This is a genomic window from Alteromonas ponticola, from assembly GCF_012911815.1.
Classification (GTDB): Bacteria; Pseudomonadota; Gammaproteobacteria; order Enterobacterales; family Alteromonadaceae; genus Alteromonas; species Alteromonas ponticola.
Window position 1 is genome coordinate 148,474 of record NZ_JAATNW010000003.1, and the last position, 13,862, is coordinate 162,335.

The 13,862-nt window shown below is 45.9% G+C and carries 12 protein-coding genes; 8 read left to right on the forward strand and 4 right to left on the reverse strand.

Annotated elements, in window-relative coordinates; all coding sequences use genetic code 11:
• Positions 1–10 precede the first annotated feature (10 nt).
• Genes cysD through HCJ96_RS05580 form a run of 5 tightly spaced genes read left to right on the forward strand, consistent with a single transcriptional unit; the run spans position 11 to position 5,470 of the window.
• Positions 11–925, forward strand: a complete 915-nt coding sequence (gene cysD / locus HCJ96_RS05560; protein WP_169210054.1) for a sulfate adenylyltransferase subunit CysD — start codon at positions 11–13, stop codon at positions 923–925.
• The gene (cysC, locus tag HCJ96_RS05565; RefSeq protein ID WP_169210055.1) at positions 925–1,518 is read left to right on the forward strand and encodes an adenylyl-sulfate kinase; all 594 of its coding nucleotides are present in this window, start codon (positions 925–927) and stop codon (positions 1,516–1,518) included. The genes cysD and cysC overlap by 1 nt, the downstream gene beginning before the upstream one ends.
• Positions 1,518–2,306 carry a 3'(2'),5'-bisphosphate nucleotidase CysQ gene (gene cysQ, locus HCJ96_RS05570; RefSeq protein ID WP_169210056.1) on the forward strand — a complete coding sequence of 263 codons (789 nt, stop codon included), beginning with the start codon at positions 1,518–1,520 and terminating at the stop codon, positions 2,304–2,306. Before cysC ends, cysQ begins: the two co-directional genes overlap by 1 nt.
• 2 nt (positions 2,307–2,308) lie before the next feature.
• Entirely contained in the window at positions 2,309–3,721 is a 1,413-nt protein-coding gene (cysN, locus tag HCJ96_RS05575; protein WP_169210057.1) for a sulfate adenylyltransferase subunit CysN, read from the forward strand.
• 24 nt (positions 3,722–3,745) lie between these two features.
• Positions 3,746–5,470 carry an SLC13 family permease gene (locus HCJ96_RS05580; RefSeq protein WP_169210058.1) on the forward strand — a complete coding sequence of 575 codons (1,725 nt, stop codon included), beginning with the start codon at positions 3,746–3,748 and terminating at the stop codon, positions 5,468–5,470.
• A 37-nt stretch (positions 5,471–5,507) separates the two neighbouring features.
• Here HCJ96_RS05580 and HCJ96_RS05585 read toward each other — a convergent pair whose 3' ends face one another.
• Together HCJ96_RS05585 and HCJ96_RS05590 are read right to left on the reverse strand one after the other, a co-directional pair.
• Positions 5,508–6,701 (reverse strand): ABC transporter permease, encoded by a 1,194-nt coding sequence (locus tag HCJ96_RS05585; protein WP_169210059.1) that lies wholly within the window; start codon positions 6,699–6,701, stop codon positions 5,508–5,510.
• The gene (locus HCJ96_RS05590; protein WP_169210060.1) at positions 6,692–7,483 is read right to left on the reverse strand and encodes an ABC transporter ATP-binding protein; all 792 of its coding nucleotides are present in this window, start codon (positions 7,481–7,483) and stop codon (positions 6,692–6,694) included. The genes HCJ96_RS05585 and HCJ96_RS05590 overlap by 10 nt, the downstream gene beginning before the upstream one ends.
• A gap of 209 nt (positions 7,484–7,692) precedes the next feature.
• On the opposite strand from HCJ96_RS05590, the gene HCJ96_RS05595 reads away from it, so the two are divergent.
• Positions 7,693–8,397 (forward strand): YIP1 family protein, encoded by a 705-nt coding sequence (locus HCJ96_RS05595; RefSeq protein WP_169210061.1) that lies wholly within the window; start codon positions 7,693–7,695, stop codon positions 8,395–8,397.
• On the opposite strand, the gene HCJ96_RS05600 is transcribed toward HCJ96_RS05595, so the two are convergent.
• Positions 8,394–9,254, reverse strand: a complete 861-nt coding sequence (locus tag HCJ96_RS05600; RefSeq protein WP_169210062.1) for a DUF3025 domain-containing protein — start codon at positions 9,252–9,254, stop codon at positions 8,394–8,396. The two genes, HCJ96_RS05595 and HCJ96_RS05600, sit on opposite strands and share 4 nt — an antisense overlap.
• Positions 9,255–9,324: 70 nt before the next feature.
• Here HCJ96_RS05600 and HCJ96_RS05605 point away from each other — a divergent pair, with 70 nt between their 5' ends.
• The gene (locus HCJ96_RS05605) at positions 9,325–10,980 is read left to right on the forward strand and encodes a M28 family metallopeptidase (protein ID WP_169210063.1); all 1,656 of its coding nucleotides are present in this window, start codon (positions 9,325–9,327) and stop codon (positions 10,978–10,980) included.
• A 247-nt stretch (positions 10,981–11,227) separates the two neighbouring features.
• Complete coding sequence (asnB, locus tag HCJ96_RS05610) at positions 11,228–12,910, forward strand: asparagine synthase B (RefSeq protein ID WP_169210064.1); 1,683 nt, start codon at positions 11,228–11,230, stop codon at positions 12,908–12,910.
• Between the two features lie 43 nt (positions 12,911–12,953).
• Here asnB and HCJ96_RS05615 read toward each other — a convergent pair whose 3' ends face one another.
• Positions 12,954–13,847: a transporter substrate-binding domain-containing protein gene (locus tag HCJ96_RS05615; RefSeq protein ID WP_246261177.1), complete on the reverse strand. Its 894-nt coding sequence runs from the start codon at positions 13,845–13,847 to the stop codon at positions 12,954–12,956.
• Between the last annotated feature and the right edge of the window lie 15 nt (positions 13,848–13,862).

A 13,862-nucleotide genomic window follows, 5' to 3' on the forward strand; every position in this document is an offset into this window, starting at 1 on the left:
GGATTCGAAAATGACTGACACAATTCCATCAATTACGCATCTTAAACAGCTCGAAGCCGAAAGTATTCATATCTTCCGTGAGGTCGCCGCTGAGTTTGATAACCCGGTTATGCTGTATTCGGTAGGTAAGGATTCTTCGGTATTATTGCATTTGGCACGTAAAGCTTTTGCACCGGGGAAAATCCCCTTTCCTCTGATGCACGTCGATACTACCTGGAAATTTCAGGAGATGATTGAGTTTCGTGACCGCCAGGCCGAGAAGTACGGCTTTGATCTGATTGTTCATATCAATCAGGAAGGCGTTGCAGCCGGAATTGGTCCTTTTACTCACGGTAGCGCCAAGCACACGGATATCATGAAAACCGCATCGCTCAAGCAGGCGTTGAACAAATACAAGTTTGATGCGGCTTTTGGTGGTGCTCGTCGCGATGAAGAAAAATCACGCGCGAAGGAGCGTGTCTACTCGTTCCGTGATAGCAACCACCGCTGGGATCCGAAAAACCAGCGCCCCGAATTATGGAGTATTTATAACTCCCAGGTGAACAAGGGCGAAAGTATTCGCGTTTTCCCCATGTCCAACTGGACTGAACTGGATATCTGGCAGTATATCTACCTTGAAAATATCGACATCCCATCATTGTACCTGGCGAAACCACGTCCTGTAGTAGAGCGTGATGGTGTGTTGATTATGGTAGATGATGACCGCATGCCTTTAAAAGAAGGCGAGACGCCACAAATGAAGTCAGTTCGCTTCCGGACCTTAGGTTGTTATCCACTTACCGGGGCAGTGGAATCGACGGCGGCTACCTTGCCAGAAGTTATTCAGGAAATGTTGCTGACTAAAACATCTGAACGTCAGGGCCGCGTGATAGACCACGACAGTGCTGGTTCGATGGAGAAGAAAAAAATGGAAGGATACTTCTAATGAAAACCAATATCGTGTGGCATCAACACGAAGTATCCAAAAAAACCCGCAGTGAGGCGTTAAAGCAAACCCCGCGCGTGATCTGGTTAACCGGCCTGAGTGGCTCGGGAAAATCTACTTTGGCTAACTTGCTCGAAAAAAAGCTTCACGATCAAAGTAGGCACACCTATTTGCTTGATGGTGACAACATCAGACATGGTTTATGTGGTGACCTCGGCTTCAGTGATAAAGATCGGGTGGAAAATATTCGCCGTATCAGTGAGGTCGCTAAGCTCTTTGTTGATTCAGGCACCATCGTGTTGACCGCTTTTATTTCTCCGTTTCAGGCTGATCGCGATTTTTGTCGCAACCTGGTTGAAAAAGGAGAGTTTGTTGAGGTGTTCGTCGATACGCCTTTAGAAATATGCGAGCAGCGTGATCCGAAAGGGCTTTATAAAAAAGCGCGCAGCGGTGATATCAAAGATTTTACCGGTATCGATTCAGCCTATGAAGCGCCGGCTGCCGCTGAAGTTCACTTAACTTATAAAGAGGAAAGTGCTGAAGCTACCGCTGAACGCTTATATTCACTATTGAACGAAAGAGGCCTTGTGTAATGACCTTACCTGACCCTCTCGCCCAACAGATTCTGCGCATTGCAAAAAAAGCAGGCAACGAAATCATGGGCATTTACGAGAAGGATTTTGACATTTATGAAAAGCAGGATACCAGTCCTTTGACAGAAGCTGACCTGGCCGCGCATAAATGCATAGTCAAAGAGTTAAAAGAACTGTCCGACTTACCTATTCTGTCAGAAGAATCGGCAGACATTGACTGGGAAGAGCGCCAGACCTGGCAGCAGTACTGGTTGGTTGACCCGCTTGATGGTACCAAAGAGTTTATCAAGAAAAATGGTGAGTTTACGGTCAATATAGCGTTAATTGATAACGGTAAACCAACCATGGGCGTAGTTTATGCCCCAGCCCGCAAAGAAGCCTATGTAGGTATTGTGGGAAAAGGAGCCTGGATTGAAACAGCCGCAGGTACACAACCGATTGCGGCGCGCCAGCACCGCTCTGGCGAAACATGGAAGGTAGTCGGTAGCCGTTCGCATCAAAGTCCGGAAATTAAAAATTTACTTGAGCAACTGGAAGGTGAAACCGAGCTGGTTGCCATGGGCAGTTCGCTGAAGCTGTGTCTGGTCGCCAGTGGTGACGCTCACCTATATCCCCGACTGGGCCCCACCTCCGAGTGGGACACCGGCGCCGCGCATGCAGTGGCGCTGGCAGCAGGTGCGAACGTGACCGTACTTGACCCTGACAACCCATTAGATCCGGACGCTGAACCGTTAAGTTATAACCAGAAATCGTCTGTATTAAATCCCTTTTTCTTAGTGAGCGCATAAGCATGAATAGTGAAAATAGTTTGTTGCAAGAAGACGTTCTTGCTTATTTGGAACAACATGAACAAAAAGATCTACTGCGTTTTTTAACCTGCGGCAGTGTTGACGATGGTAAAAGCACGTTAATTGGTCGTTTATTACACGACTCCAAAATGATCTATGAAGACCAGTTGGCTGCCATTACCAAAGACAGTAAAAAAATGGGCACTACCGGTGACAAGGTGGACCTGGCATTGTTGGTTGATGGACTACAGTCAGAACGCGAACAGGGTATCACCATCGATGTGGCCTACCGTTACTTCTCAACGGATAAGCGTAAATTTATCATTGCCGATACTCCAGGGCATGAGCAGTATACCCGCAACATGGTTACCGGAGCCTCGACCTGCGATCTCGCCATTATTCTGGTAGATGCGCGCGGTGGTGTAAAAACGCAAACCAAGCGTCATTCTTTTTTGGTTAACCTGCTCGGGATCAAACACGTGGTAGTGGCCATCAATAAGATGGATCTGATGGGCTACAGTGAAGAGACCTATAATCAAATTCGTGAGGATTATCTCGAATTTGCCAAAAATCTGGATATTCCTGACATTCGCTTTGTTCCTATTTCAGCCCTTGAGGGTGACAATGTGGTTAACAAGAGCGAACATACTCCCTGGTTTGAAGGTGAGCCACTCATGATGCTGCTAGAAAGCATTGAGATTGGTGAAGATAACAATCACGATGACTTCCGCTTCCCTGTGCAATATGTAAACCGTCCTAATCTGGATTTTCGTGGCTTCGCGGGGACGGTGGTTTCAGGCCAAATCGCACCGGGTGATGAGATCACGGCCCTCCCCTCAGGTAAAAAGTCTAAAGTTAAATCGGTGGTTAACTTTGACGGCGAGCAAGAGCGCGCCTATGTACCTCAGGCAACAACCCTGACACTTGAAGACGAAATTGATATTTCACGCGGTGATATGATTGTGAAATCTGACAACCTGCCGTTGTCATCTTCTCAGTTTAAATCGCATTTAGTGTGGATGTCTGAAGAACCGTTAATGCCTAACAAGCAGTATGCATTCAAGTTTGCTACCAAAACGACGTCGGGCGCGGTGGCGCATATTGATTACCAAATCGATGTGAATACGCTAGAGAAAAAAGACGCGTTACATCTGAACTTGAATGAAATTGCCGTAGTTGATTTGAAGTTTACCCAACCTGTCGCGTGTGACCCCTACACCAGAAACAGAACGACAGGGGCGTTTATCGTCATCGATCGTCTTACTAATGGTACCGTGGGTGCAGGCATGATCATTGATGAGTTATCCAAGGATCAACAGCACGCTTCTACGCACTACTCTGAATTCGAACTTGAATTCAATGCACTAGTACGTAAACACTTCCCGCATTGGAACGCTATCGATATTAGCAAGTAGCCACCATAAAGGAAGTTCACAACTATGGATCTGAGCCAGTTAGTGGTGCTGAGTGTATTTCTCAGCACCATTCTGGCGCTGATTTTCTCCAACCAGCGCCCCTCTACCATTTTCGCCGCAGCTATGCTCGGCTTAATCGTAACTCAACAATTAACCTTTGAAGATATTCTTTCCAATTTAACCAATAAAGGTTTGATTACATTGGTATTGTTGTTACTTGTCAGCAGTGCTATTGATAAAACCGCCCTGATTAAGCGGTTAGGACGCAAGCTTATTACCCAAAGCTTTAGTGCTTCATATTGGCGACTGTTCGGGCTGACCTTTTTCTCATCTGCCCTGTTGAACAACACCGCTATTGTTGCCAGTTTAATTGGGCCGGTAAAACAAAACCAGTATCACCCCGCTTCCCGCTTTCTTATTCCGCTTTCATACGCGGCGATACTGGGCGGAACGGTGACCCTGATTGGTACGTCTACCAACCTCATCGTGGACAGTTTTTTGCAGGAGCAAGGGCATCCTGGTTTCGCTTTCTGGGACTTCACCCTGTACGGATTAGTGGCGGGGTTAAGTTGTGGCCTATTGATGTTTTTATTAACGCCCCTGTTGCCCAATATCGAGAATAAACAACGCAACTTCAGAGAGTACTTTCTGGAAGCCGAAGTAGAGCCCCACTCGGAATTAGTTGGCAAGTCAGTCGAGCAAAATCATTTACGTAACCTGCCCGAATTATTTCTGGCTGAAATTGTCCGTGATGGTCAGTTGATTTCGCCTGTTACGCCCGACCTCGTAATCCAGGAAGGCGATAAGCTCATCTTCTCAGGGAATGTACAAAAGATTGATAACCTGAGCCATATCCGCGGCCTCACCACGTTTGCAGAAGCTGACGGTATTATGCGTGAAAACCTTACTGAGGTGCTGGTTGCGAATCGTGCACAGGTGATAGGACAATCTATCAAAGCATTAGGTTTCAGAGCATTGTTTGATGCTGCAGTAGTCGCTATTCGACGGGACGGAGAGCAGCTTTCAGGTAAGCTGGGTGAAATTAAGCTGAAAGCCGGTGATTTTCTGCTATTAGCAACCGGCCCCGACTTTCACTCCCGCCATAATCTGACGAAAAACTTTTTTGTTTTGAGTAATCAGAAAATTGCACGGCCCCTGAATTTAAATCAGGAAGTGATTGCCCTGGGTGGCTTTTTAATTACTGTGGGCTTGTCCGCAATTAACCTAGTGCCGTTAGGAATTGGCCTGATGTTCTTTGCTGCTGTGCTGGTCGCCTTTAAAGTGGTGACCAATACCGAACTTAAGCGCAATTTACCCTTAAACCTTATGGTGGTCATTGTGGGTGCGCTCAGCCTGGCAACCGCGCTGGAAAATTCGGGCGTTATTGCTGCCAGTACGAGTGCACTGCTGCCCTATCTTGCGGATACTGACTGGTTGATAGCATTGGCGGTAATTTACGTGGTCACATTGTTGCTGACTGAGTTTGTCACCAACAACGCAGCGGCTGCACTGATGTTTCCATTTGCCTATGGCGTGGTGCAAATTATCGGCGCGCCTATCATGCCCTTTGCCTTAGCGGTGGCGTTTGCTGCCAGCGCCAGCTTTATTTCTCCCTATGGTTACCAAACTAACTTATTAGCCTTTAATGCAGCTGATTACAAGTTTACCCATTTCACTAAAATAGGGCTGCCAATCTCCCTGGTGTACAGTTCGATCGTTATCAGCTTGCTCAATTACATGTATTTCTGAGCGAAAAAAAACCTGCCCAAGCGGCAGGTTTTTGTCTCTATCTGAACAACACTTTTTCTTTATTAAACCAGTACACACAAAATCCTAACAGTATTCCGGCGATAATAGCGGTAGAACCGAATATCGCGACTAATTGCATATAGTCCATCGTACCCTTGATGAGTTCACGAATGGCCAATGCAACATTGGTCAACGGTACCCACGCCCAGCCGCCTTTTAACTCGACCCCAGGTAGCATCGACAATACAACCGGTACAATTACCACCATCACCAGGGGCGTCATGTAGCCTTGTGCTTCCTTGAAGGTACGCGCGTAGATCGACAAACTTAACAATACTGCAGCAAAAATGGCCACTACCGGAACCAACATTAGAAACATTAAAATGAAATCAATAATGCTGATCGAACCCATAAATTCAGCAACTAATTCAATCGCCATACCCTGGCTAAGCACGATCCCCCATATTGCCATGCTGGCTACCGTTACCAGCGCAGACACCACTCCGGCAAAACCAATGGTGATAAATTTCCCTAATACGAGTTTATGCCGTTCGATTGGTGAAATAAGCAGGGTTTCCAGGGTCCCTCGTTCCTTCTCACCGGCACCAAGATCTGTCGCCGGGATCATTGCCCCCTGAAGACACAAAATAAAGATAAAATACGGGATGAACCCACCAATTTTATGTCCAATACTTTCGCGTTTATCGGCAATATCAACTTTCTCAAGCACAATCGGTTCGATTAACGCTTGTTGCTGTGACGCATTCAGCTCCAACGCTTCAAATGCCCTTTGCTGGTTTTGCTCAGCAATGTCATCTACGATTTTATTTAACCGGCTCTCCACCATATTAAGATTAGCGTCATTTAAATAAACCTGAATCTTGATTTGTCCGGTCTGCAGCGGGTTTTCACCGTAATTTTCGGGGATCACAATAACAAAATCCGCTTGTTCAGATTTGATCCACCCTTTGAAATCCGTGTCTGCTGACATTGTGATTGCTTCAAAGCCGTTCTCAGTGTTCAGCTGCTCCGCAATCTGGGGCGCACGCTCAGCACCTACAATAGAGTAAGAGAGTGTCTTGGTTTGCGCCTCTTGCAGCGCTTTACCTGAAAACCAGGCTACGCCACCAATAATTAACGGGAACACTATCATGGGTAACGCAATCATAAAAAACAGCGTTTTTTTGTCGCGTACCAATTCTTTAATCTCTTTTAAAAATACTAACCACATGAGGAAACGTCCTGTTTAAGTGTATGAAGAAATGCCTGATGCAATGATTGCGGGGCCAGCTCACGAAAAGCAGCGATGGTATCGTCAAACTCAGTTAACCCATGGTTGATCACTGATACCCGGTCACACAACTCGTCCACTTCAGCGAGATGGTGAGTCGAGAAAATAACTGGTACGCCCTGATTTTTCAGCCCACGGATAAAATTTAATACAGTCTGGGTTGCCATAATATCCAGCCCAGTGGTCGGCTCGTCCAAAATAACCACTTTAGGCTCATGGACGACGGTTCTGGCAATGGCAATGCGTTGCTTCATTCCGGTTGAATAATTGGCGCAGCGGCGGTCTAAAAAACTATGTAAATCCAGCGTATCGGCAAGTTCATTAATTTTTTGCTGTATTGCCTGCAACTGCATACCGTGAAGCTGTCCGAAATAAGTTATATTTTCACGGCCGGTTAATTTACCGTACAAGCCCGTAGAGCCAGAAAGAAAACCAATTTTTTTGCGCGCCAGCAGCGGGTCGCGCACGACATTGACGCCTTCCAGAACTATTTCACCACCATCTGGTTTCAGTGCTGTGGAAAGCATTCTTAAGGTGGTAGTTTTTCCCGCGCCGTTTGGACCTAGCAGTCCCAGCACTTCGCCCTTGTCACATGTAAATGACACGTCTTTTACCGAATGAAAAAATTTGCCCTTGAGACGGGGGTCCTTTTTTTCCTGCTCACTGAGCTTTTTTGGATTTTCCACAGCGAATTTTTTCGCCAGGTGCGATATTGATATCATGTGAGTTCCCTTAACCTTTGTTACTCTCTTTATTATTTGTTCTCTGGCAAAGATGCGACAACCTTCCAGGTATCGGTCCAGCATAATGGGAATTGATGTCAATTAACAAAAAAAAATGATTCAAACTATTTCAAAGTTATCATTGCAAGTGTACTAATTGACCAGAAGTCAGTATGCTTTCCACATCAACTACTTATAAGGAGCATTGGATGCACACCGTTAGCAACCCTATCCAGGCGTGTAATGACATTTTTTTTCGCCCTAATGGCGTTTTTCGCGCGCTGGCTGAAAAAAATAATTGGTCCTGGCTGCCGTTTTTTATCGTCATTCTGGTCACTATTTTACCGCAATACGTGTATTTCAATTTTGTTGACTTTAATTGGTATACCGAACTACTGGTTGACGCTCAATATGGCGATCGTACACCCGCTGAGCAAGATCAATTTCGTCAACAAATTACCCCCACCGCAGCGCTTAGTTTTGCCTCAGTCGCCATCTTTTTCGGATATATTTTGATAAATGCGATTGTCGCGCTTTATTTAAACCTGGCTACACGTTCAGATGAAGAGAATGTACAAGGCTTTACCGACTGGTATGGGATGACCTGGTGGATTGGTATGCCTGTAGTGGTCAGCAGCCTAGCGGCATTAATTCTGATTCTAGTTGCCGGAGATCATCAGATTTCACCGACGGTGTTGGCCCCTCTGTCTGTTGCCTACCTGTTCAGTGTTGATATGAGTTCGTCATGGTTCGCATTTGCCCAGTCCATGAAGCTTGACGCGTTCTGGTCCATCTACTTAATGGCAGTTGGTATCAGTCAATGGACAAGCTTTTCTACCAAAAAGGCCGCGACCATCGCAGTTGCGCCTTACGCCATCATCTGGGCAATCTGGTTTGTTATCATTTTAATTTAAAGCAATATAAAGTCAGGCCATTGATATTGGCGTGTTAATGGCCTGAAATATTCCCTGTTTGCGTAAAACGACTCTGATTGTCCCCGATACCAGTCAGGTACGCCCAAAATAGGTAATGGTTTCAATGGGCGCGGTGCATCGAAATGGTTGATCGATTCCACTCTTGCCAACAGCGCATGGTCCAACACTCGATTTCGTTGATGAAACGAAAGTTCTGCGTAATCATCGCTCACTTCTACGGCAAGCCACTTAGCCGTTAAACCTACAAAAGGATGCAGCATCATCTCAAGCATCGCATGCCCGAAAACAACGGGAAAAAGGGTGTGATGCCACTCACTTTTACTTTCAATAAATGCCCGTTCCCACTCATGGTTTGCTAATAACGTTAACAGCTCATTTGCTTTTGCAATCTGACCGGATGGGACGGCTAGGATAATACCGCATTCGTCAAAATGGGTGATGTGATGACGCCGCGACGTGCGCGGATTGAGGCCATACTGCCTGATGTCACGTTGATGAAGCTCACTGAGTAATCGTTTGGTTCGTGGAAATTGCATCCACACCAGCGCGTTAAAGAAATCATGCCAGTTATTTTCGCGGGTTGGAACGACATGGCTTTGACAAATTATCTCTTCATAATAGCGCGAATCGTCCTCAAAATGGTGGTTCGCCAGAAATTTCGGTAATGGATCAGAGGCAATGGCTATCCGGTTGGCTAATTCGTTAAGTTCTTCTGCACTAGGTGACAAGAAGAAATCAGTCAGGCTGAAATTGTTTCGATATTGATTGAGAGGGGGATATCTCAGGGACGTGGCCAATGCTTCAGGCCAACTTATCTTATTATCATTTAAATTCATCGGTACCAGTTGGTAATAAAAAAGCTTTTCTCTATACTGGGCTTGATTGTAGAGCAAACAGAGATAAAAAATGAAAAAAATTCTTTTGCCATTTTTAGTCACCTCAACCCTGGGACTAACGGCATGCGTTGACACTGAAAAATCGGTATCTTCTCCAGACAACTCCACCCCTGCCTCTTCAAATTTTGACGCAGTCTATAACAGTATCGATGCTGAGCAGTTTCGTGCACCAATAAAAACGCTGGCTTCTGATGAATTCGAAGGTCGTCTCCCCACCACGATTGGCGAGAAAAAAACCCTCGATTATTTAACCGGCGAATTTCAAAAAGTCGGTTTCCAACCCGGCAATGGTGACAGCTATTTGCAGGAAGTTGCGTTAATGGAAATTACCGCAGATCCGAATATGGTTTTGCAAATCGGTGATAATCAATTTGCTTATAAAGAAGATATGGTGGCGTCATCCAAACGCGAGCAAGCCGAAGTCAACATCAACGACTCTGAGTTAGTCTTCGTAGGCTATGGTGTAAATGCCCCTGAATATGACTGGAATGATTACGAAGGCCTGGATGTCGAAGGCAAGACCGTGGTTATTCTTGTGAATGATCCCGGATTCGAAAATCCTGACAGCGGAAAATTCCAGGGCACCACCATGACTTACTATGGTCGCTGGAGCTACAAATATGAAGAGGCGAGTCGTCAAGGTGCAACTGGCGCGTTAATCGTTCATGAAACTGCACCGGCTTCTTACGGGTGGTCAGTTGTTGCTAATAGCTGGAGCGGTCCTCAGTATGGATTGGTCAGTAAAGACGGCGGAGCCAGCAGAGTATCAATGGAAGGCTGGTTGACACTTGATGCGGCTAAAAAAGTGTTTAGTGACGCTGGACTCGATTTTGATAAAGAAAAAGCGAAGGCCATGCAAGGACCTTATGCAAAGGAAATGGATATCAGCGCGTCCGTTACCGTAAAAAATGAATTTAAAAAATCGAAAAGTTACAATTTCATCGCTACCTTACCGGGGTCTGAGTTACCTGAGGAACATATTATTTTCACGGCTCACTGGGATCATCTAGGTAAAGATGAGTCATTGGAAGGCGACCAGATCTATAATGGTGCGCATGACAATGCGACTGGAACCGCGGCTTCTGTGGTTATGGCTGGTGCGTTTGCACAACTCTCTACACCGCCAAAGCGCTCGATCACCTTTTTGATCGTCACCGCCGAAGAACAGGGCCTGCTTGGTTCGAAATACTATGCGGATAATCCGGTTATTCCTATTGAACAAACAGTGGCGAATATCAATATGGATGCAATGAACGTATTGGGTAAAACGAAGGATGTATCCGTGGTTGGGATGGGTAAGTCAGACATGGAAGCGTATCTTGAAGAAGCCGCATCAAATCAAGGCCGCCACTTAACCCAGGAAGATCGTCCGGAGGCGGGTTATTACTATCGTTCTGATCATTTCAGCTTTGCCAAACAAGGCGTACCGGCACTTTACGCAAAAGGTGGCACTGAGCCTTTCGACGAAGAAACTGCAAAATATCGCAAGCGAATGAAAGTGATAGTTACTGGTTGTTATCATCAGGTCTGTGACCAATACCGTGACAGCTGGGATTTATCTGGCATAGCGCAGGATACACAGATGCTGTTTGAAGTAGGCTATGATGTGGCCAATGCAAGCGAATGGCCTAACTGGAAACAAGAAAGCGAATTCCAACGCAAGTAAGGTCGCAATTTAGGTTAAAGCCAGACAATTAATCGTCTGGCTTTTTTATTTCGTCAATCCTTTATATTTTCGCTTGCTTTTTTTGCACACAATGGCACAGTCAAGCAAGGAGAATTGAGTTTTACTCAATCATAAATAAAAAGCGCTACCTACAATAATAGAACAGGTAAGCCACCAATAATCTCTCCTCTTACCCGACAGAAACGACAAATCTTAAATTAACTACTGATAAGAGAGATCCCTTATTATGTGCGGTATTTTCGCTATTCTGGATATAAAAACCGATGTGTCTGAGCTGCGTACTCAGGCGCTTGATCTAGCCAAGTTGCTGCGTCATCGCGGCCCAGACTGGTCAGGTATCTGGAATAATAATAATACCATCCTGTGTCATGAGCGCTTGGCCATTGTGGACGTCGACAACGGGGCACAACCGTTAATCAGCCAGGATGGCAAGCAGATTCTGGCGGTTAATGGTGAAATTTATAATCACAAACAGCTCGAGGCACAGTTAAACCAGCCCTATACGTTTAAAACCAAGTCTGATTGCGAAGTGATACTGCCGCTGTTTAAAGAACAAGGCGAAGCCTTTATCGATTCCCTTGAAGGTATGTTTGCGTTTGTATTATATGACGAAAGCCAGGATGCCTATCTGATAGCGCGTGATCATATGGGTATCATCCCCCTATATACTGGCTACGATGAACACGGTAATTTTTATGTATCATCTGAGATGAAAGCGCTCGCCCCTATATGTAAGACTATCAGTGAATTTCCTCCTGGCCATTATTTGTGGAGTAAGGATGGCAAGGTGACGCAGTACTATCAGCGTGACTGGATGAGCTATGATGCAGTCAAGGATAATCAGAGTGACCTGGCAGCGCTTAAACAGGCATTTGAAAAAGCGGTTAAAACCCATTTAATGTCTGATGTTCCTTACGGCGTGTTATTATCGGGCGGATTAGACTCGTCGCTGGTTTCTGCCATAGCGGCACAATACGCTGCCAACCGGGTGGAAGATGAAGATAAGTCACAGGCCTGGTGGCCGCGATTACATAGTTTCGCGGTTGGGCTTAAAGACGCGCCTGACTTATTAGCTGCCCGCAAGGTTGCCGATAAAATTGGCACTGTTCATCACGAAATACATTTCACTGTACAAGAAGGCTTAGATGCAATTCGAGATGTGATCTATCACTTAGAAACTTACGACACCACCACTATCCGTGCGGCCACGCCTATGTATCTGATGAGTCGAAAAATTAAGGCTATGGGGATAAAAATGGTGCTCTCCGGTGAGGGGTCTGATGAAATCTTTGGTGGTTACCTGTATTTTCATAAAGCACCGAATGCACAGGCCCTACACGAGGAAACGGTGCGTAAGTTAGCTCGCTTGCATATGTTCGACTGTGCCAGAGCAAACAAAGCTACCTCTGCCTGGGGAGTGGAAGCGCGCGTACCATTTTTAGATAAGAACTTTATCGACGTGGCGATGCGTTTGAACCCACAAGATAAAATGTGTTCTGCAGAAAAGATGGAAAAATGGATTTTGCGTAAAGCCTTTGATGGGCAGGACGTATTACCCGATGAAGTGCTGTGGCGTCAAAAAGAGCAGTTTGGTGACGGCGTGGGCTATTCGTGGATTGATTCAATTCGCGACTTTGTCGCGACCGAAGTCACTGATCAACAGTTGGCTGCTGCAGAATTCAGATTCCCGGTAAATACTCCTGATACCAAAGAGGGATATTACTATCGCACTATTTTTGAGAGCTATTTTCCTCAGGAAAGTGCGGCAAAATGTGTTCCGGGAGGAAAATCCATCGCCTGCAGTACGGCAGAAGCGCTGGAATGGGATGCAAGCTTTAAGGCGAATGCCGACCCGTCTGGCCGTTCAATGAAAGGCGTGCACGTAGTAACCAGTAATCGTGCTAAATAGAAGACGCGCGCCAACCAGGCGTGTCTTCAAGCTACCCTTCGCCCTACTCTGTGGTTTCTCGCGGTTGTTCCGGGTAGTACCACAACTTTTTATCTTCAATCGGGGTTAACTCAGGTAGTGAGGGGTTTTCTAAATGAAACACCCTTCTATTATCCAGATCTAACCGCTTCAAGGTTTCTTCATATGACGATAAAAACAACGCATCAAATGAGCCGTCTACAATGGCACGTTGTAATCCGGTCTCAATCAACCGCGCCAGTGTGGTGTTGCCTTTATTAACAAAAAAATACATTGCGGTGGGATAGTGAATGGCCAGATTAGCTTCCAGCATCAATTCATTGGCAATAGACGGAATTTTAAGTTCTTGCAAAATTTCGATAACCGAGCGTGGAAAAAAGTGAGCCCGGTTAGTCGTAACGGCACTGAATCCCCGTTTATGATCTTTAACTGTCACTACATTAAACCCATTGGCTTGTAAAATTTTAGTATCAGGCCATTCTTCTCCTTGTACTGGGTTTAAAGTAATCAGATCTTGTAAAGATGTCACATCATCAAAAAGGGGTTGCGCATTTTTTGCGATGAGAAACACTCGCCAGCCGATTAACCCTTTGCCTATGGGGATCCTGATGGGCAATAAATCCCTTTCACGTTGCAAATCAGTCATGCTCCACATGACATTGATTTCACGGTTTTCTTTTAACTGCCTTAACGCTTTGCCCTGCAGCAGGATCCGTTCTGACGGTAACAGACTGTATTTGACGCCCGTCTTTTCTAGCGCCAGCGTCAGCAAGGCAAGTGGGTATTCATCGCGTAAGTCGCCCTCTTCTATGGGACGCGGGTAGGTCAATGACCAGGTTGCAGACATAGCGGATAGAGGCAGCAGACAAACCACCAGGCAGCCTATAAATTTAGCTGTTTTTCTCCGGATACCCTTCATGCGTGACATCATGGT

Coding starts and splice junctions, on each gene's coding strand:
- cysC (WP_169210055.1), top strand. CDS start 925: ATGAAAACCAATATCGTGTGGCATCAACACGAAGTATCCAAAAAAACC.
- HCJ96_RS05590 (WP_169210060.1), bottom strand. CDS start 7,483: ATGATATCAATATCGCACCTGGCGAAAAAATTCGCTGTGGAAAATCCA.
- cysD (WP_169210054.1), top strand. CDS start 11: ATGACTGACACAATTCCATCAATTACGCATCTTAAACAGCTCGAAGCC.
- HCJ96_RS05595 (WP_169210061.1), top strand. CDS start 7,693: ATGCACACCGTTAGCAACCCTATCCAGGCGTGTAATGACATTTTTTTT.
- cysN (WP_169210057.1), top strand. CDS start 2,309: ATGAATAGTGAAAATAGTTTGTTGCAAGAAGACGTTCTTGCTTATTTG.
- HCJ96_RS05600 (WP_169210062.1), bottom strand. CDS start 9,254: ATGAATTTAAATGATAATAAGATAAGTTGGCCTGAAGCATTGGCCACG.
- HCJ96_RS05615 (WP_246261177.1), bottom strand. CDS start 13,847: ATGAAGGGTATCCGGAGAAAAACAGCTAAATTTATAGGCTGCCTGGTG.
- HCJ96_RS05605 (WP_169210063.1), top strand. CDS start 9,325: ATGAAAAAAATTCTTTTGCCATTTTTAGTCACCTCAACCCTGGGACTA.
- HCJ96_RS05580 (WP_169210058.1), top strand. CDS start 3,746: ATGGATCTGAGCCAGTTAGTGGTGCTGAGTGTATTTCTCAGCACCATT.
- cysQ (WP_169210056.1), top strand. CDS start 1,518: ATGACCTTACCTGACCCTCTCGCCCAACAGATTCTGCGCATTGCAAAA.
- HCJ96_RS05585 (WP_169210059.1), bottom strand. CDS start 6,701: ATGTGGTTAGTATTTTTAAAAGAGATTAAAGAATTGGTACGCGACAAA.
- asnB (WP_169210064.1), top strand. CDS start 11,228: ATGTGCGGTATTTTCGCTATTCTGGATATAAAAACCGATGTGTCTGAG.